A 17,894-nucleotide genomic window follows, 5' to 3' on the forward strand; every position below is an offset into this window, starting at 1 on the left:
AAGTTTGACTAACGTGCGGTCCGGGCATACCTTCACTTCGGTAGTCAAGTTTGACTAACGAAGGAGTCCCAGTGGCCGAAGCGGCGATCACCGTCGAAGGCGCACGCAAGCACTACGGCAAAGGCGGCAGACCCGCGCTGGACGGGCTCGACCTGACGGTCGCGCGCGGCACCGTGCACGGGGTGCTCGGCCCGAACGGCGCGGGCAAGACCACCCTGGTGAGGATCCTGTCCACCCTGCTGCGGCCCGACGCGGGCCGGGCCGAGGTGGCCGGGCACGACGTGGTGCGCGAGGCGTACGCCGTGCGCCGGCGCATCGGACTGCTCGGCCAGCACGCGGCACTCGACGAGGAGCTCGGCGGCCGGCAGAACCTGGAGCTGTTCGGCCGTCTGCACCACCTGGGCGCCCGGCGGGCACGCGCGCGTGCCGACGAACTCCTCGCGCGCTTCGGCCTCACCGACACCGGCCGCAAACCGGTGCGCGCCTACAGCGGCGGCATGCGGCGCCGCCTGGACCTCGCCGCCTCCCTGATCACCGAACCGGACGTGCTGTTCCTGGACGAGCCGACCACCGGCCTCGACCCGCGCGGGCGCGCCGAGGTGTGGGACTCGGTCCGCTCCCTGGTAGGCGGTGGCACCACGGTCCTGCTCACCACCCAGTACCTGGAGGAGGCCGACCAGCTCGCCGACCGCATCTCGGTGGTCGACGCCGGCCGCGTCATCGCCGGGGGCACGGCCGAGGAGCTCAAGTCCCGAGTCGGCGGCGACCGCATCGACGTCGTCCTGCGCGACGCCGGGCACCTGGGCGCAGCCGTCGCCCTGCTGCCCGTGCCGAGGGAGGCGGTGTCGGTGGACGCCGACCGCCGCATGCTGAGCGCCCCGGTCACCGACCGCATGGAGGCGCTGTTCGGAGTCGTGCGCGCCCTGCAGGAGGCCGGGATCGAGGCCGAGGACGTCGCGCTGCGGCGGCCGACGCTGGACGAGGTGTTCCTGCACCTCACGGAAGAGGACCGCCGAGTGGAGGAACCCGCATGAGCGCGAGCGCGTACGCCCTGGCCGACTCCTGGACCATGACCCGCCGCGAACTCGCCCGCTGGCGGCGGCAACCGGTCCAGGTGGCCGTCGGCCTGGTCTTCCCGGTGATGCTGCTGCTGATGTTCGGCTACCTGGTCGGCGGCGGCCGGGGCGTGACCGGCGACTACCTCGACTACCTGGTCCCCGGCATGCTCGCGCTCACCATGGCCTTCGGCCTGGAGGGCACGATGATCGCCGTCACCCAGGACCTCGGCAAGGGCGTCATCGACCGCTTCCGCTCCATGCCGATGACCGACGGCGCGGTGCTGGTGGGCCGTTCGGCCGCCGACATGCTCCAGTCGGCACTGGCCCTGGCGGTGCTGACCGGCGTCGGGTACGCGCTCGGCTGGCGCGCCCACGGGGGCCTTCCCGCGTTCCTGGGCGCCGTGGGCCTGCTGCTGCTGTTCCGCTTCGCGATGCTGTGGACCGGCATCCACCTGGCGCTGGTGGCCGGGAAGCCCGAGATGGTGACGGCCGTGCAGATCCTGGTCTGGCCGGTCGGCTTCCTGTCCAACGCGCTGGCCGCGCCCGGCTCCATGCCCGGCTGGCTGGGCACGGCCGTCGAGTGGAACCCGATGTCCCACACGGCCACGGCCGTACGGGACCTGTTCGGCACCCCGGGCACCGAGTCCGGGCACGTATGGCCCGCCGTCGTGTGGCCCCTGGTCCTGCTCGCGGTGTTCTTCCCGCTGGCGGTCCGCAGGTTCGCCGGGCTGAGCCGCTAGGTGTGCCGTCCGGACGACAGGCCCTAAGGCCTGTCGTCGAACTCCCGCCTGCCCCGCGACGCCCTGCACGCACTCTCGCCGCACCGGGCGCGGACCCGAGTACATCCGGTACGAGGGTCCGCGCCCGGCACGCCGAGAGCACGCACCTGACGCCGCGGGGCCCGCCCTCCGGGCGGACGACGGGAGTTCGACGACAGGCCCTAGTGGTGGAAGCCGGTGGCCGCGCCCCTGTCGTGCGTCAGGGGACCCGGCTGCCGGCGCAGCTCCGGCAGCAGCCGCTCCAGGTCCTGCGCGAGCATCTCGGCGAGGTCGGCGGAGAACCCGTTGCGGCACACCACCCGCAGCACGGCGAGATCCTCGCGGTGCGGCGGGAAGGTGTACGCGGGCACCAGCCAGCCGTTCTCCCGCAACCGCCGCGAGACGTCGAAGACGTCGTACGCCCTCACCTCCGGCGCCGTGGTGAAGGCGAGGACGGGCAGCTGGTCGCCCCGGGTCAGCAGCCGGAAGTCGCCGAGCGCCTCGACACGTCCGGCCAGGCCGCGCGCCACGTCCCGCGCGGCCTGCTGCACGGCCCGGAACCCCTCCCGGCCCAGCCGCAGGAACGTGTAGTACTGCGCCGCGACCTGCGCGCCCGGCCGGGAGAAGTTGAGCGCGAAGGTGGGCATGTCCCCGCCCAGGTAGTTCACCCGGAACACGAGCTCCTCCGGCAGGGCGTCCGCGTCCCGCCACAGCGCCCACCCGACCCCCGGGTAGACCAGCCCGTACTTGTGCCCCGAGGTGTTGACGGACGCCACCCTCGGCAGCCGGAAGTCCCACCGCAGGTCCTCGTCGAGGAACGGCGCGACCATCGCGCCGGACGCCCCGTCGACGTGCACGGGGACGTCGAGGCCGGTCCGCTCCTGCAGCGCGTCGAGCGCCGCGCACAGCTCGGCGATCGGCTCGTAGGACCCGTCGAAGGTCGAGCCGAGGATCCCGACGACCCCGATGGTGTCCTCGTCGCACAGCTCGGCCGCCGCCTGCGGGTCGAGGTGGAAGCGCTCGCCCTCCAGGGGCACCTGACGGGCCTCCACCTCCCAGAAGGCGCAGAACTTCTCCCAGCAGACCTGGACGTTCACCCCCATGACGAGGTTGGGGCGCGCGCCCGGGTACCGGTCGGCGTTGCGCCGCGCCCAGCGCCGTTTCAGCGCCACCCCGGCGAGCATGCACGCCTCGCTCGACCCGGTCGTCGAACACCCCACGGCCGCCGACGGGTCGGGCGCGTGCCACAGGTCGGCGAGCATCGCCACGCAGCGCCGCTCCAGCTCGGCGGTGCGCGGGTACTCGTCCTTGTCGATCATGTTCTTGTCCCGGCACTCGGCCATCAGCGCCCCGGCCTGCGGTTCCATCCAGGTCGTGACGAAGGTGGCCAGGTTCAGCCGGGCGTTGCCGTCCAGCATCAGCTCGTCGTGCACCAGCTGGTACGCCGTCGAGGGGGCCATGGGGCCGGCGGGCAGCCGGTGCTTGGGCGGGGCCTCGGCCATGTCACCGGCCGGGGCGGCCGGGCCGTAGAAGGGGTTGACGGCCAGGGGGCGGCCGTCGTGCTGCGGGACTTCGTGGAGCGGCATGGATGCCTCCGGGATTTCCTGGAAGGGGAAGGGGGCCGGGAGTGGTACGGGGCACTCACCGGATCGCCGTGCCGTCCGCGCGCAGCTGCATCTGCGGACGTCCGGTGACCAGCAGCCAGGCGGGCAGCGAGGCGAAGCACAGCAGGGCGAGGACCGACGGCGAGGCGACGAGGACGGCGGCGGTGAACAGGCTGACCCAGCCCTGCCGGGTGACGGCCAGCAGCACGCCCAGCACCCCCGCCGGGACGCCCACCGCCGGATGCACCCCGGGCACCAGCGCGTGGGCGCACAGGCCGAGGGCGGTGCCGACGAAGACGGCCGGGAAGATGCGCCCGCCGCGAAAGCCGCAGGACGCGGCGACGAGCAGCGCGGCCAGCTTCACCGCCGCCAGGACGGCGAACGCGCCCGCCGGCCGGCCCTCGGGATCGCGCGCCAGCTCCCCGATCTCGTCGAGTCCCTTGAACAGCGTCAGAGGGCCGCCCAGAGCCGCCAGGGCGGCCAGGACGGCGCCGCCGGCCGGCAGCATCAGCATCGGGTGGCGCAGCCCGTGGAACGCCCTGTGGACGTGGGGGAGGGCGTAGACGGCGCACAGGCCGAGCAGCGCGCCCGCCGGGGCGACCGTCAGCGCCGCCAGCAGGTCGCTCCAGCCCGGGCGGCCCAGGGCGGGCAGGTGCAGGTCGAAGCTCGGACGGGCCACCAGCGTGGTGGTGAGCGCGCCGGCCGCCGCCGCGGTCAGCGGCGCGAACAGGTTGTCCCACAGCAGCCCCCCGGTCCGCCGCCCGGCGAGCGCCTCGGAGATGACGAGCGCGGCGGCCACCGGCGTGCCGAACAGGGCTCCGATCGTCGCCGCCTCCGCCAGCGCCGCCCACGAGCGCCGCGGGGTCCGGGGGAAGGCCCGGCCGCCCAGCCAGACCGCCAGGCCGGCGTTGACCGTGATGATCGGGTTCTCGGGGCCCAGGCTCGGTCCGCCGGCCAGCATCAGCGCGGTCGCCAGCAGCAGCCCCGGCAGCACCACGGGCGGCAGCACGGGCGCGTCCAGTCCGGTGGTCGCCGGGTCGGGACCCGCGTGACCGGGCGCCTTCCACACCACCAGCCCGACCGCGACCCCGGTCGCCACGAGCATCACGGTCGTCCACAGCACGGAGTACCGGCCCACCCCGAGCGCGTCGGGCAGGTCCCGCCACAGCACGTCCTGGAGCTCCTCGGCCGCCGCGCTCACGCCCAGCAGGAGCAGGGCCGCTCCCACCCCCACGGCCAGCGCCGGCAGGACCGACGGCAGCAGGGCCCGGGCCGGGGTCGCCGGGGCGGAGGAGGGGGCCTGGGGTGTGCTGTCCTGGACCACGGGCTCACGATAAACGGGCTAAGCGGACAAACCTGGCGCAACATCCGCGTGCGGAAACCGGCTTGCACCTCACGTCGCGTGAGGGCCCAGCCTGGGGCGCGTACCGAGAAGGGAGCGGAAGTGAGCTACTCCGTGGGACAGGTCGCCGGCTTCGCCGGAGTCACGGTGCGCACCCTGCACCACTACGACGACATCGGCCTGCTCGTCCCGAGCGAGCGCAGCCACGCGGGCCACCGGCGTTACAGCGACGCCGACCTCGACCGGCTGCAGCAGATCCTGTTCTACCGGGAGCTCGGCTTCCCGCTCGACGAGGTCGCCGCCCTGCTCGACGATCAGGCCACCGGGAAAGCGGACCCGCGCGCGCACCTGCGCCGCCAGCACGAACTGCTGACCGCCCGGATCGAGAAGCTGCGGAAGATGGCGGCGGCCGTGGAGCACGCCATGGAGGCACACACGATGGGCATCCACCTCACGCCCGAGGAGAAGTTCGAGGTGTTCGGGGACGAGGACCCCGAGCAGTACGCCGAGGAGGCCGGGCAGCGCTGGGGCGGCACGCGCGAGTACGCCGAGTCGCAGCGCCGGGTCGCCCGCTACACCAAGGAGGACTGGAAGCGCATCCAGGCCGAGGCCGCCGACTGGGGCGAGCGCTACGGCGCCCTGATGACCGCCGGTCAGCCCCCGGCCGGCGAGGCGGCCATGGACCTGGCCGAGGAGCACCGGCAGCACATCTGCCGCTGGTACTACGAGTGCACGTACGAGATCCACACGTGCCTCGGTGAGATGTACGTCTCCGACGAGCGCTTCAGGGCGTACTACGACGCCATGCGGCCGGGTCTCGCCGAGCACCTCAGGGAGGCGATCGCCGCGAACGCGGGACGGCACGCCCCGGCCTAGGCGTGCCGTCCCGGGACGGCGGTGACGCGCCTGCCGGGCGCCCGAAGAGGCGAGAGCCCGCCGGACTCCGGTGCGGACCGCGGCGTCCGCACCGGTGCTCAGGAGGTCCTCGTGCTCCGCCGCGATGCCCCATCGAGCCCTGCGGGCCCCTCGCCCGGCGCCCGTTCGGCCCGGTGGCCCGGGACGCCGTCCGTCGTGACTGGCCGGGACACCGGGCTCGGGTCCCGTCCGCCGCCGTACTCGTCGGCGTCCGCGGCTCCCGGCTTTGCCCCGGGGGAGCCACGGTGCATCCTGGGTACCCCCATGGAACCCGGGGCCGCACGGCTGCGTTGATAATTTTGGCAGCCAGCCCCAGCCCGTCCCCCAGCAGCAGGAGCCACATCCCCGTGACCACGCTTGCGCTCGGCCCCGAGTGGCTCAGCCCGGACTACCTGATCTCGACGTTCAGCCTGCCCGGCATCCTGCTGATCGTCTTCGCGGAGTCCGGGCTCTTCGCCTTCCTGCCCGGCGACTCCCTGCTGTTCACGGCGGGCCTGTTCGTGGCCAAGGGGGACTACATCAGCCAGCCCCTGTGGCTGGTGTGCACGCTGATCGTGATCGCCGCCGTCGTCGGCGACCAAGTCGGCTACATGATCGGCAAGTTCCTGGGCCCGAAGCTCTTCAACCGCCCCAACTCCAAGCTCTTCAAGCAGGAGAACCTGGACAAGGCCCACGAGTTCATGGAGCGATACGGGCCGAAGGCGATCGTCCTGGCCCGTTTCGTGCCGATCGTGCGCACCTTCGCCCCCATCGTGGCGGGCGCCGGCCGCATGAAGTACCGCACGTTCCTCACGTACAACGTCATCGGCGGCGTCGCCTGGGGCACCGGCATCACGGTCGCCGGCTACTGGCTCGGCCAGATCGACTTCATCAAGAAGAACGTCGAGGCGATCCTCATCCTGATCGTCCTCGTCTCGGTGGTGCCGATCATCGTCGAGTACCTGCGCGAGCGCGGCAAGAAGAAGCGCGCCGCGGCCGAGGCCCCGGCGGGCCGGCAGCCGCAGCCCCCCGTCATGGACGACGCGACGACCCAGCTGCGCCGCATCCCCCCGGCCGAGCAGCCCTCGTACGGGAACCACGAGCAGCCCCCGTACGGGAACCAGGGATACGCCGACCAGGGGTACCCCGACCAGGGGTACCACCAGGGCCACCAGCAGTCCTACGGCCGAAGCCAGGGCGGTTACGACCAGGGCGGCCACGACCAGCAGTACTACGGCCAGTACCCCCAGAACCAGGGCCACGGCGGCTACCAGAACCAGGGCCACGGCGGCTACCAGAACCAGGGCCACGGCGGCTATCGGGACCAGGGCCAGGGCGGCTACGACCCGCAGCAGGACTACCGGCAGGACGGCCAGTACCCCTACGACCGGGGCCACTGAGCCGGCCCCCGCGGACGCGGGACACCGCACGGGCGGCCACGGGGAACCCGCGGCCGCCCGCGCGCGGCAACCCCGAGCCGGTGGGCGCCCGGTACCGGGCCCCGCGACGCCGGAATGATCCGAACGAGGCCTAGAACCCCCGCGTCCGCTTCGCGGCCCGCCGCTTCTCCGCCGACCCGATCCGCAGGAACAGCCGCGAGATCTCCGACCCGAGGTTCACCCCGATCGCGACGGCCATGGCCAGGGCGACCGCCTTGGTCAGCGACACCAGCCCCGCGTCGACCTCGTTCTGCGCGATGGCGAGCAGCCCGAAGTAGGTCGCCGAACCCGGCAGCAGCGGCCCGATCGCCGCGGTCGTGTACGGCAGCGCCGACGCGAACCGGTACCGCGACAGCAACTGCCCGAACAGCCCCACCACTCCGGCCGCGACAGCCGTGGAGGCGACCGGCGAGATGCCGCCCGCGTCGTGCATCGCGCCGTACACCGCCCACGCGACGCCCCCGTTGAGGGTCACCCACAGCACGGTCGACCGCTCCTGCTGCAGCAGCACCGCGAAGGTCAGCGACAGCAGCATCGACGCGCCGATCTGCACCATCGGCTGCCCGGATTCGCCGAGCGCCGCGTCGGGGTTGAGCTTGGCGCCGAACTGGACGCCGAAGTACAGCACCACCAGCACCCCGACGACGATGCCCACGAAGAAGTACAGGACCTCCAGCAGACGCGCGGAGGCGGTGATGTAGAAGCCGGTCAGACCGTCCTGCACACCCGCCACGAGCGCCCGTCCGGGCAGCAGCGCGAACAGCCCGCCGGTGATGACGGCGGACGCCTTCACGTCGACGTGCGCCAGGGTCAGGGCCACCCCGATCGCGGCCGGGGGCGTCGCCGCCACCGTGAACTGGTAGAACTCCGGCAGCCCCCGCCCCGCGCACAGCCACGCCAACCGGTCGCCGAGCATCGCGCCCAGCGCGGCCGCGACGAAGACGACCACGTCACCGCCGACGAGCACCGATGCCGCGCCCGCGAGCAGCCCGCTCGCCGTGGTCAGCGCCCAGCCCGGATAGGGGTGGCGGTTGCGGCGGATCTCCGCGAGCCGCCGGTAGGCCTCCTCCAGGGAGACCTGCGTCTCGGGATCGCTGAGGTCGTCCACCAGCCGGAAGACGGCCGCCAGCCGCGTGTAGTCGGTGCCCCGGCGGCGCACCGTGCGGGACGCCGTCACCGGGTCGTCCACCAGGGACGGCTGGTAGGAGATCGACAGCAGCGTGAAGGTGACGTTGGGCTCGCACCGGTCCAGGCCGTACGACCGGCACACGGCGAACATCGCCGCCTCCACGTCCTCGGCGCCCTCCCCGCCCGCCAGCAGCAGTTCGCCGATGCGCAGCGTCAGGTCGAGCACGCGCGGGACGGCCGGGCCGCCCTCCTCCGCCCGCTGCACCGGCTCCGGGGCCGGCCGCTCGGCCACCGGCATGCGCAGCATCGTGCGCATCCGGTCCTGCCAGGGCACGTCCTTCGTCAGGCTGACCACGGGTGTCCCGGCCGGGGGCGTGAACGCGGGCGGGGCGTTCCTGGCGCTGTAGGTGCTCGGCGGGCTGAACGCCGACCCCTCCGGTCCGGCCGGCTGCGCCGGCGGGACGTCGAGCCCCTGCGGCAGGGCGAACTCCGACGTGGCCTCGGACTCCGTACCGGCCCTGGCGACGGCCAGCCCCTGGGGGAGGGCGAACTCGGACGTGGCCGACGACTCCGGGTCGGCCGGCGCCGCGCTCCCGGCGCGCGGCATCGGCGGGAAGGTGGTCCTCGCCTCGTCCGACTGCGGCTTGCGGTCCTCCGCGTCCGTCACTGCGTAGCGCTCCCTGTGCGACACCGTCCGTGAGTCACAGTATGCGCACGCAGAGACGCACGGGTCGCACGCGTGTGCATGCGACCCGTGCGTCTCGTGAACATCACGGGGCCCTGTGCGGCCTCGGGGATGTCAGTGACCGCCCTGCTCCGTGAACCGCTTGTACGACCGCTCGATCTCGGCCTCGGCGTCCGTGCGGCCCACCCAGTTGGCGCCCTCGACCGACTTGCCCGGCTCCAGGTCCTTGTAGACCTCGAAGAAGTGCTGGATCTCCAGGCGGTCGAACTCGGCCACGTGGTGGATGTCGCGCAGGTGCTCCATCCGCGGGTCGGACGCCGGCACGCACAGCACCTTGTCGTCGCCGCCGGCCTCGTCGCGCATCCGGAACATGCCGACGGCGCGGCACTTGACGAGGACGCCGGGGAACGTCGGCTCGTCCAGGATGACCAGGGCGTCCAGCGGGTCGCCGTCCTCACCGAGGGTGCCCTCGATGAAGCCGTAGTCGGCCGGGTAGACCGTCGAGGTGAAAAGGTGCCGGTCCAGGCGGATCCGACCCGTCTCGTGGTCCACTTCGTACTTGTTGCGCGAACCCTTCGGGATCTCGATCGTGACGTCGAACTCCACCGGTGGCTCCTCCATGATCAGCACATAGTTCTGGTGGTTAAGTGTCCCTCACGCAGGCGTGTGATCGCGAAAGGGGCTGGTGACCGTGCCGGAGCTGAGGCCTTGGCGGGCCGCGGGACCGCACGTGGTGCGGGTCGCGCACGCCGTACGACCGCGTCTGGCACGGGCCGCGGCGGCCGCGAGGCCGCGGGTCGCGCGGCTCGCACGGGCCTCGAAACCGCAGGTCCGGCACGCGATGGCGCGGACCTGGCAGTACACCGCCGGCGCCGCCGCCGCCGGTCTGGCACTGGCCGCCGGCGTGGTGGCCGCCACCGGCCCCTGGGACTCATCGGGTCAGCGTACGGCCGAGCGGGACCGGGCGGCCGCGCACGAACGGGCGCGTGGCGCAGATCACGGCCGTACGTCCGCGCCGGTACCCGGCGCCCCGCGCCCCGCGCCCAGCGCCGCCGCCGTGCTGACCGGCCTCGGCGGCGTCAGCACCGTGAAGTCCGCCCCCGACGGCAGGGCCCTCACCGGCCTGCTGAAGCCCCTGCTGACGGCCCCGGCGCTGGGCGCCCGCCACTCCGCCGCGGTCGTCGACGTGACCACCGGCCGCCGCCTGTACGGCGCCGGCGCCGGCGACGCGCTCACCCCCGCCTCGACCACGAAGATCGCCACGGCGGTCGCCGCCCTGTCCGCCCTCGGCGCGGACCACCGCATCCCCACCCGCGCCGCCCTGGAACCCGACACCAACGAGGTCGTCCTGGTCGGCGGCGGCGACCCGACCCTCACGGCCCGCAAGGACGCCGGCGACTCGGCGAGCCTGCGCGCGCTCGCCGGCAGAACGGCCGGGGCACTGGCCCAGCGCGGCATCCGCGAGGTCACGCTCTCCTACGACAAGACCCTCTACGCCGGCTCCGAGAGGCACCCGATCGGGGTCAACGACAACCTCGCCCCCGTCAGCGCCCTGATGGCCGACGAGGGCCGCACCGACGACTCCACCAGCGGCCCGGCCCCGCGGGTGCCGGACCCGGCGGCGGAGGCGGCCCGCACCTTCGGCGACCTCCTCGGCGACCACGGCATCAAGGCCCGGGCCCCGGGCCCGTCGAAGGCGAGCACCCGCGCCACCACCCTGGCCACGGTCTCCTCGCCCCCGCTCTCGGCCCTGGTCGAACGCATGCTCACCCACAGCGACAACGACATCGCCGAGGCCCTCGCCCGCCAGACGGCGATCGCGGCGGGCAAGCGGGCCGACTTCGCCGGCGCGGGCCAGGCGATCCGCGCCCAGCTGACCGGACTGGGCCTGCCCGTGAAGGGCTCGGCCTTCAAGGACGGCAGCGGCCTGGACCGCGCCGGCCGCCTGTCGGCGGACGCCCTGACGGCCCTGCTCGTGAAGTCCGCCGACCCGGCCCACCCGGAACTGCGCCCCGTCCTCACCGGCCTCCCGGTCGCCGGCTTCACCGGCACCCTGGCGAGCCGCTACGCGGACGGCGCGGCCGGCGTCGTCCGCGCCAAGACCGGCACCCTGACGGGCGTCAACGCCCTGGCGGGCACGGTCGTGGACCGGCACGGACGCCTGCTGGCCTTCGCCTTCCTGGCCACGGGCACCCAGGACGCCACCACCGCCCAGTCGGCCCTGGACAAGGCGGCCACGGCGCTGGCGGACTGCGGCTGCCGGTAGGTGCCCGGACCGTCCGGGCCGGGCACCCGGGCGGGCCGGCGTCCCCCGCCGGACCGCACGCCCTGCCCCATGCGGGAGCGCTCACGTACGGTTGACACATGACGAGCATCGGTGGTGCTGCCTCATCCGGCATGGTCGACTGGAATCTCGCGGTCGCGACCGCGACCCGGCTGGTACGGCCGGGCCCCGACGTCAGCCGCGACGAGGCCCGGGCCGTCGTCGCCGAGCTGCGCCGGCACGCCAAGGCCTCGGAGGAACACGTCCGGGGCTTCACCCGTCTGGCCACCGAGGAGGGCCACGACACCCCCGTCCTGGTCGTCGACCGCCCGGGCTGGATCCGGGCGAACGTCGCCGGCTTCCGGGAGATCCTCCGCCCGCTGCTGGAGAAGATGCAGGAACGGCGCGGCAACAGCGCCGGGGGAGCGGTCCTCGGCGCCGTCGGCGGCAAGGTCACCGGCGTCGAACTCGGGATGCTGCTGTCCTTCCTCGCCTCCCGCGTGCTGGGCCAGTACGAGACCTTCGCCCCGGCCACCCGCGAACTCCCGGCCGGCGAGAACGGCGACGGCCGGCTGCTGCTCGTCGCCCCCAACATCGTGCACGTCGAGCGCGAACTCGACGTCGAACCGCACGACTTCCGCCTGTGGGTGGCCCTGCACGAGGAGACGCACCGCACGCAGTTCACCGCGGTGCCCTGGCTGCGCGACCACCTGGAGGGCGAGATCCAGTCGTTCCTCGCGGAGACCGACGTCGACCCCGTGACCGTCCTGGAGCGCATCCGGGAGGCCGCCCAGTCCCTCGTCGGCGGCCGCCCCGAGGGCGAGGAGGAGGACGGCGGGCGCTCCCTGGTCGAACTGGTGCAGACCCCGGCCCAGCGGGAGGTCCTCGGCCGCCTCACCGCGGTGATGTCCCTGCTGGAGGGCCACGCCGACTTCGTGATGGACGGCGTCGGCCCGGCGGTCGTGCCGTCCGTCGCCGAGATCCGCGAGAAGTTCCAGCAGCGCCGCGCCAAGGGCGCCTCCCGCCTGGACATGGCCCTGCGCAAGCTGCTCGGCCTGGACGCCAAGCTCCGGCAGTACCGGGACGGCGAGCGCTTCGTACGGGCCGTCGTCGGAGAGGTCGGCATGGACGGCTTCAACCGCGTGTGGACCTCGCCCAACACCCTCCCCACCAAGTCGGAGATCGCCAAACCGGCGGACTGGATCGCGCGGGTGCACCGCAGGAACGAGGCGTGAACGCGGTGGAGCGGTCGTGAAAGGAATCCGGCCGACGGCAGGCGAACGCCCCTTCAATCACCCGTCCGAGGGACCGTGAGCGAGGGGTAGGCGTGCAATGCTCGGGGAACGGCCCGGTTCTGTCACCATCTACACACTCTGAGTGACCGAACCTCGGGCTCACCCCCGAAAACTTCATGAAGGGAACCGGACATGGGTCCCCATCCTGCGGTCGCGGCGATACGCCTGGCGGTCCGCCGCGTCCTCCACGACATCCTCACCGACCACACCGGCAGCACCGCCGAGCCCCCGTACGCGACGGTTCACGCGCCCGCACGCGCGAGGGCGCACGAGGGCGCGGTGCAGACGGCCCACGGGCGCCCCCCGTCGCCGCTCGTGCTCGCGGCGTGCTCCGGCGGCGCCGACTCCATGGCGCTCGCCTCCGCCCTCGCCTTCGAGGCGCCCAGGCTCGGCGTCCGGGCCGGCGGCGTGACCGTCGACCACGGCCTCCAGCCCGGCTCCGACCTGCGCGCCGACGAGGTCGTGCTGCGACTGCGCGAACTCGGCCTCGACCCGGTGGAGTCCGTGGCCGTCACCGTCGGCCGCGACGGCGGACCCGAGGCAGCCGCCCGCGACGCCCGCTACGCCGCCCTCGACGCCGTCGCCGAGCGCCACGGCGCCGCCGCCGTCCTGCTCGGCCACACCCGCGACGACCAGGCCGAGACCGTCCTGCTGGGCCTCGCCCGCGGCTCCGGCATCCGCTCCCTGTCCGGAATGGCCGCGGTCTCGGGGGCCGGCGGCCGTTACCGGCGCCCCTTCCTCCAGCTCGACCGGCAGACCGCCCGCAAGGCCTGCATGGTCCAGTCCCTGCCCGTCTGGGACGACCCCCACAACGCCGACCCGGCCTACACCAGGTCCCGGCTGCGGCACGAGGGCCTGCCCGCCCTGGAGAAGGCCCTGGGCAAGGGCGTCGTGGAGGCCCTGGCCCGGACCGCCCAGCTCTCCCGCGACGACGCCGACGCCCTGGACGCCTGGGCCGCGCAGGCCGAGGCCGGCGTCCGCGACGCCGCCGGCCGGCTGGAGTGCGCCAAGCTGTACGCGCTGCCGCCGGCCGTGCGCCGCCGCGTCCTGCGCCGCGCCGTCATCGAGGCCGGCGCTCCGGCCGGTTCGCTGTTCGCCCGCCACATCGAGGAAGTCGACCGGCTGATCACCGGCTGGCGCGGTCAGGGGGCCATCAATCTCCCCGGCAAAGTCGTCGCCCGGCGCCAGGGTGGCAGACTGGTGATTCGGCAAGGCTGAATCCTGACCCCACCGGCCACACGGGTGCGCCGTGCAGGCGGTCCGGAGCGGCCGGTGGGACGACCGACCGAAAGTGATGCGGGTGGACGCGAAAGACATGGGTGCCGACCTCCAGCAGGTGCTCATCACCAAGGAAGAGATCGACGCGAAGCTGGCCGAACTGGCCGCGAAGATCGACGCGGAGTACGCGGGCAAGGACCTGCTGATCGTCGGAGTCCTCAAGGGCGCGGTGATGGTCATGGCCGACCTCGCGCGGGCGCTGTCCACCCCCGTCACCATGGACTGGATGGCCGTATCCTCGTACGGGGCGGGCACCCAGTCCTCCGGTGTGGTGCGGATCCTGAAGGACCTCGACACCGACATCAAGGGCAAGCACGTCCTCATCGTCGAAGACATCATCGACTCCGGTCTGACCCTGTCCTGGCTGATCTCCAACCTCGGCTCGCGCGAGCCCGCCTCCCTCAAGGTGTGCACGCTGCTGCGCAAGCCCGAGGCCGCCAAGGTCGCCATCGACGTGGAATGGGTCGGTTTCGACATCCCCAACGAGTTCGTCGTCGGCTACGGCCTGGACTACGCCGAGAAGTACCGCAACCTCCCGTTCGTCGGTACGCTCGCGCCCCACGTCTACGGCGGCTGAACCCCTACGGGGGGCGCCGTGACGGTGATCGGGAACCCCGGCGGGCTTCGCGCCGTTGGAGCATGCGTAGGCGGATCGCCAGCCGTCTCACGCGGCTTCGGGTGACAATGCTGGGGTACCGTCCGAAGAACAGCCTTTATCAAACTCACTATGGCAGGAGGGACGGGGCGGCACCGCTCCGTATGGATGGACGTGAAGCGATACTTCCGTGGGCCGGTCATGTGGATCGTGCTGGCCGTCCTTGCCGTGGTCGTGTTGATGCAGGTCGTCGGCTCGTCCGGCGGCTACAAGACGGTGGACACGGGCCAGGTCGTCCAGGCGATCAATGACAACAGGGTCGAGTCGGCCAAGCTGACCACCGGCGACGAACAGATCGTCAAGGTCCAGCTCAAGGACGGCGAAAAGGTCGAGGGCAGCTCGAAGATCCAGGCGAGCTACATCGGTGACCAGGGCAAGGCCCTCGCCGACACGCTGCAGAACAAGTACCAGAACAAGCAGATCCCGGACGGCTACACCGTCTCGCCGTCCAAGCAGAATCCGTTCGTCGGGATCCTGCTCTCCCTGCTTCCCTTCGTTCTCATCGTGGTCGTCTTCCTGTTCCTGATGAACCAGATGCAGGGCGGCGGCTCCCGTGTCATGAACTTCGGGAAGTCCAAGGCCAAGCTCATCACCAAGGACACCCCGAAGACGACGTTCGCCGACGTGGCGGGTTCGGACGAGGCGGTCGAGGAGCTCCAGGAGATCAAGGAGTTCCTGCAGGAACCGGCCAAGTTCCAGGCCGTGGGGGCCAAGATCCCCAAGGGCGTTCTGCTCTACGGCCCGCCCGGCACCGGCAAGACCCTGCTCGCGCGTGCCGTCGCGGGCGAGGCCGGCGTCCCGTTCTACTCGATCTCCGGTTCCGACTTCGTCGAGATGTTCGTCGGTGTCGGTGCCTCCCGGGTCCGTGACCTGTTCGAGCAGGCCAAGGCGAACGCCCCGGCGATCGTCTTCGTCGACGAGATCGACGCGGTCGGCCGCCACCGCGGCGCCGGCCTCGGCGGCGGTCACGACGAGCGCGAGCAGACCCTGAACCAGCTGCTCGTCGAGATGGACGGCTTCGACGTCAAGGGCGGCGTGATCCTGATCGCCGCGACGAACCGGCCCGACATCCTCGACCCGGCCCTCCTGCGCCCGGGCCGCTTCGACCGCCAGATCGCGGTCGACCGCCCGGACATGCAGGGCCGTCTGGAGATCCTCAAGGTCCACCAGAAGGGCAAGCCGGTCGCGCCCGACGTCGACCTGTCGGCGGTCGCCCGCCGCACGCCCGGCATGACCGGTGCCGATCTGGCCAACGTCCTGAACGAGGCCGCCCTGCTGACGGCCCGCAGCGACCAGAAGCTGATCGACAACAAGATGCTGGACGAGGCGATCGACCGCGTGGTCGCGGGCCCGCAGAAGCGGACCCGGATCATGTCGGACAAGGAGAAGAAGATCACCGCGTACCACGAGGGCGGACACGCCCTGGTCGCGGCGGCCTCGCCGAACTCCGACCCGGTCCACAAGATCACGATCCTGTCGCGCGGCCGGGCCCTCGGCTACACGATGGTCCTGCCGGACGAGGACAAGTACTCCACCACCCGCAACGAGATGCTGGACCAGCTGGCCTACATGCTGGGCGGCCGTGCGGCCGAGGAGCTCGTCTTCCACGACCCGACCACGGGTGCCGCCAACGACATCGAGAAGGCCACCAACCTGGCCCGCGCGATGGTCACGCAGTACGGCATGACCGAGCGGCTCGGCGCGATCAAGTTCGGCGGCGACAACACCGAGCCGTTCCTCGGCCGGGAGATGGCGCACCAGCGCGACTACTCCGAAGAGGTCGCCGCGCTCGTCGACGAAGAGGTCAAGAAGCTCATCGAGACCGCGCACAACGAGGCGTGGGAGATCCTGGTCGAGAACCGCGACGTCCTCGACAACCTCGTCCTGGCCCTCCTGGAGAAGGAGACGCTGGGCAAGGAGGAGATCGCCGAGATCTTCGCGCCGATCGTCAAGCGCCCGCCGCGGCCCGCCTGGACCGGCTCCTCGCGCCGCACGCCGTCCACCCGTCCGCCGGTGCTCTCACCGAAGGAGCTCGCACTGACCAACGGGGCCAACGGCGCGACGCCGGCGATCACCACCGCGAAGAGCACCGTCGCGGAGCCCCCCTCCGCGACGCCGGAGCGGACCCCGGAGGAACGCCCCGAGAGCTGACCACCGCTCTCCCGGCGGCCCCGCCGGGCCCGGTATGGATGCCGCGCCCCCCTGGTTCTAGCCTGGGGGGCGCGGCTTTTTCGTGCGGCCGCGGATGAGACACGTGTCACCGCGCGTGAGGCACAGGAACGAGGCACCACATGACCGACCCCGTGACGCTGGACGGCGAGGGCCAGATCGGCGAGTTCGACGAGAAGCGGGCCGAGAACGCCGTGCGCGAACTGCTGATCGCGGTCGGCGAGGACCCGGACCGCGAAGGGCTCCGCGAGACGCCGGCGCGGGTGGCGCGGGCGTACCGGGAGATCTTCGCCGGGCTCTGGCAGAAGCCCGAGGACGTGCTGACGACGACGTTCGACCTCGGGCACGACGAGATGGTGCTCGTGAAGGACATCGAGGTGTACAGCACCTGTGAGCATCATCTGGTGCCGTTCAGGGGCGTCGCGCACGTCGGGTACATCCCGGCCACCAACGGCAAGATCACCGGTCTGTCCAAGCTGGCGCGTCTCGTGGACGTCTACGCCCGCCGTCCGCAGGTGCAGGAACGACTCACCACGCAGATAGCCGACTCGCTGATGGAGATCCTGGAGCCGCGGGGGGTGATCGTCGTCATCGAGTGCGAGCACATGTGCATGTCGATGCGCGGCATCCGCAAGCCGGGCGCCAAGACCCTGACGTCGGCCGTGCGCGGGCAGCTGCGGGACGCGGCGACGCGCAACGAGGCCATGAGCCTGATCATGGCGCGCTGACGCCGTCCGGCGTCCCGGGGGGTCCCACGCGGCCGGGGGTCTCATGAGGCCGCGGGTCTCACGTGGCCGGTGCCGTGCCCGGGCCGTTGTTCTCGTCGTCCTCCGGGAGTCTGCAGACCCGCTCCAGGAACAGGGCGGCCGCTATGACCGCGATGCCGGTCAGGACCGAGAAACCGGCGTAGACGGCCTGGTCGCGGCGGGCGGGGACGTCGAGGGACTCCAGCAGGAAGACGCCCGTGCCGCCGTACATGCCGGCGACGAGGGCGGCGACCAGGGCGCTGGCCTGGCCGAAGACGACCGCGCGGGCCGCCATCAGGGGGTCGACCCCCTTGGCGCCGGGACGGCGCTCCCGCTGGGCCTTGAGACGGGCGCGCAGCGAGAGCGCCGTGGCCAGCAGGACCACGGCGATCAGGGCGAGGACGACGGGGGCGGCCAGTGGGACGCTGGGGAGGGTCCCGACCGAGTTCCACAGGCGGGCACCCGCCCAGGACAGGACCGCGGCCACGACGAAAACGCCGGCCAGCAGCCTGATGCGCAGCTCTCTCACGGTGTCCTTTCGGTTCCCCCCGGTCCCACGGACCGTGGTCGTCTCGACCTT

15 protein-coding genes are annotated in these 17,894 nt (G+C 72.5%); 10 read left to right on the forward strand and 5 right to left on the reverse strand.

The window, feature by feature from the left end:
* Positions 1–71 precede the first annotated feature (71 nt).
* Complete coding sequence (locus AB0L29_RS15655; RefSeq protein ID WP_365827300.1) at positions 72–1,034, forward strand: ATP-binding cassette domain-containing protein; 963 nt, start codon at positions 72–74, stop codon at positions 1,032–1,034.
* On the forward strand, positions 1,031–1,798 hold the full coding sequence (locus tag AB0L29_RS15660) for an ABC transporter permease (RefSeq protein ID WP_365827302.1): 768 nt from the start codon (positions 1,031–1,033) through the stop codon (positions 1,796–1,798). Before AB0L29_RS15655 ends, AB0L29_RS15660 begins: the two co-directional genes overlap by 4 nt.
* 200 nt (positions 1,799–1,998) lie before the next feature.
* Here the strand turns inward: AB0L29_RS15660 and AB0L29_RS15665 are convergent, their stop codons facing one another.
* Positions 1,999–3,402 carry a glutamate decarboxylase gene (locus AB0L29_RS15665; protein ID WP_365827304.1) on the reverse strand — a complete coding sequence of 468 codons (1,404 nt, stop codon included), beginning with the start codon at positions 3,400–3,402 and terminating at the stop codon, positions 1,999–2,001.
* A gap of 55 nt (positions 3,403–3,457) precedes the next feature.
* Positions 3,458–4,744 carry an ion channel protein gene (locus tag AB0L29_RS15670; protein ID WP_365827306.1) on the reverse strand — a complete coding sequence of 429 codons (1,287 nt, stop codon included), beginning with the start codon at positions 4,742–4,744 and terminating at the stop codon, positions 3,458–3,460.
* 120 nt (positions 4,745–4,864) lie between these two features.
* On the opposite strand from AB0L29_RS15670, the gene AB0L29_RS15675 reads away from it, so the two are divergent.
* Entirely contained in the window at positions 4,865–5,638 is a 774-nt protein-coding gene (locus AB0L29_RS15675; protein WP_365827308.1) for a MerR family transcriptional regulator, read from the forward strand.
* A gap of 386 nt (positions 5,639–6,024) precedes the next feature.
* Complete coding sequence (locus AB0L29_RS15680) at positions 6,025–7,056, forward strand: VTT domain-containing protein (RefSeq protein ID WP_365827310.1); 1,032 nt, start codon at positions 6,025–6,027, stop codon at positions 7,054–7,056.
* Between the two features lie 130 nt (positions 7,057–7,186).
* Here AB0L29_RS15680 and AB0L29_RS15685 read toward each other — a convergent pair whose 3' ends face one another.
* Together AB0L29_RS15685 and AB0L29_RS15690 are read right to left on the reverse strand one after the other, a co-directional pair.
* Positions 7,187–8,890: a threonine/serine exporter family protein gene (locus tag AB0L29_RS15685; protein WP_365827312.1), complete on the reverse strand. Its 1,704-nt coding sequence runs from the start codon at positions 8,888–8,890 to the stop codon at positions 7,187–7,189.
* Positions 8,891–9,022: 132 nt separating this feature from the next.
* Positions 9,023–9,514, reverse strand: a complete 492-nt coding sequence (locus AB0L29_RS15690; RefSeq protein ID WP_365827389.1) for an inorganic diphosphatase — start codon at positions 9,512–9,514, stop codon at positions 9,023–9,025.
* Positions 9,515–9,593: 79 nt separating this feature from the next.
* Here AB0L29_RS15690 and dacB point away from each other — a divergent pair, with 79 nt between their 5' ends.
* The 6 genes from dacB (at position 9,594) to folE (ending at position 17,296) form a co-directional block, all read left to right on the forward strand.
* Positions 9,594–11,174, forward strand: a complete 1,581-nt coding sequence (dacB, locus tag AB0L29_RS15695; RefSeq protein WP_365827314.1) for a D-alanyl-D-alanine carboxypeptidase/D-alanyl-D-alanine-endopeptidase — start codon at positions 9,594–9,596, stop codon at positions 11,172–11,174.
* A 98-nt stretch (positions 11,175–11,272) separates the two neighbouring features.
* A complete protein-coding gene (locus AB0L29_RS15700; protein ID WP_365827316.1) occupies positions 11,273–12,406 on the forward strand; it encodes a zinc-dependent metalloprotease in 1,134 nt (377 codons plus the stop codon).
* Positions 12,407–12,598: 192 nt separating this feature from the next.
* On the forward strand, positions 12,599–13,684 hold the full coding sequence (gene tilS, locus AB0L29_RS15705) for a tRNA lysidine(34) synthetase TilS (protein ID WP_365827318.1): 1,086 nt from the start codon (positions 12,599–12,601) through the stop codon (positions 13,682–13,684).
* Between the two features lie 76 nt (positions 13,685–13,760).
* Entirely contained in the window at positions 13,761–14,321 is a 561-nt protein-coding gene (gene hpt / locus AB0L29_RS15710) for a hypoxanthine phosphoribosyltransferase (protein WP_031115895.1), read from the forward strand.
* A gap of 186 nt (positions 14,322–14,507) precedes the next feature.
* Positions 14,508–16,550, forward strand: a complete 2,043-nt coding sequence (gene ftsH, locus AB0L29_RS15715; RefSeq protein ID WP_365827320.1) for an ATP-dependent zinc metalloprotease FtsH — start codon at positions 14,508–14,510, stop codon at positions 16,548–16,550.
* Positions 16,551–16,690: 140 nt separating this feature from the next.
* Positions 16,691–17,296 carry a GTP cyclohydrolase I FolE gene (folE, locus tag AB0L29_RS15720; RefSeq protein WP_365827322.1) on the forward strand — a complete coding sequence of 202 codons (606 nt, stop codon included), beginning with the start codon at positions 16,691–16,693 and terminating at the stop codon, positions 17,294–17,296.
* 58 nt (positions 17,297–17,354) lie between these two features.
* On the opposite strand, the gene AB0L29_RS15725 is transcribed toward folE, so the two are convergent.
* Entirely contained in the window at positions 17,355–17,843 is a 489-nt protein-coding gene (locus AB0L29_RS15725) for a DUF3180 domain-containing protein (RefSeq protein WP_365827324.1), read from the reverse strand.
* Between the last annotated feature and the right edge of the window lie 51 nt (positions 17,844–17,894).

Origin of the sequence: Streptomyces sp. NPDC052701 (assembly GCF_040678355.1) — a bacterium.
GTDB lineage: Bacteria > Actinomycetota > Actinomycetes > Streptomycetales > Streptomycetaceae > Streptomyces.

Coding starts and splice junctions, on each gene's coding strand:
- tilS (WP_365827318.1), top strand. CDS start 12,599: ATGGGTCCCCATCCTGCGGTCGCGGCGATACGCCTGGCGGTCCGCCGC.
- AB0L29_RS15700 (WP_365827316.1), top strand. CDS start 11,273: ATGACGAGCATCGGTGGTGCTGCCTCATCCGGCATGGTCGACTGGAAT.
- folE (WP_365827322.1), top strand. CDS start 16,691: ATGACCGACCCCGTGACGCTGGACGGCGAGGGCCAGATCGGCGAGTTC.
- AB0L29_RS15665 (WP_365827304.1), bottom strand. CDS start 3,402: ATGCCGCTCCACGAAGTCCCGCAGCACGACGGCCGCCCCCTGGCCGTC.
- ftsH (WP_365827320.1), top strand. CDS start 14,508: ATGGACGTGAAGCGATACTTCCGTGGGCCGGTCATGTGGATCGTGCTG.
- hpt (WP_031115895.1), top strand. CDS start 13,761: ATGCGGGTGGACGCGAAAGACATGGGTGCCGACCTCCAGCAGGTGCTC.
- AB0L29_RS15660 (WP_365827302.1), top strand. CDS start 1,031: ATGAGCGCGAGCGCGTACGCCCTGGCCGACTCCTGGACCATGACCCGC.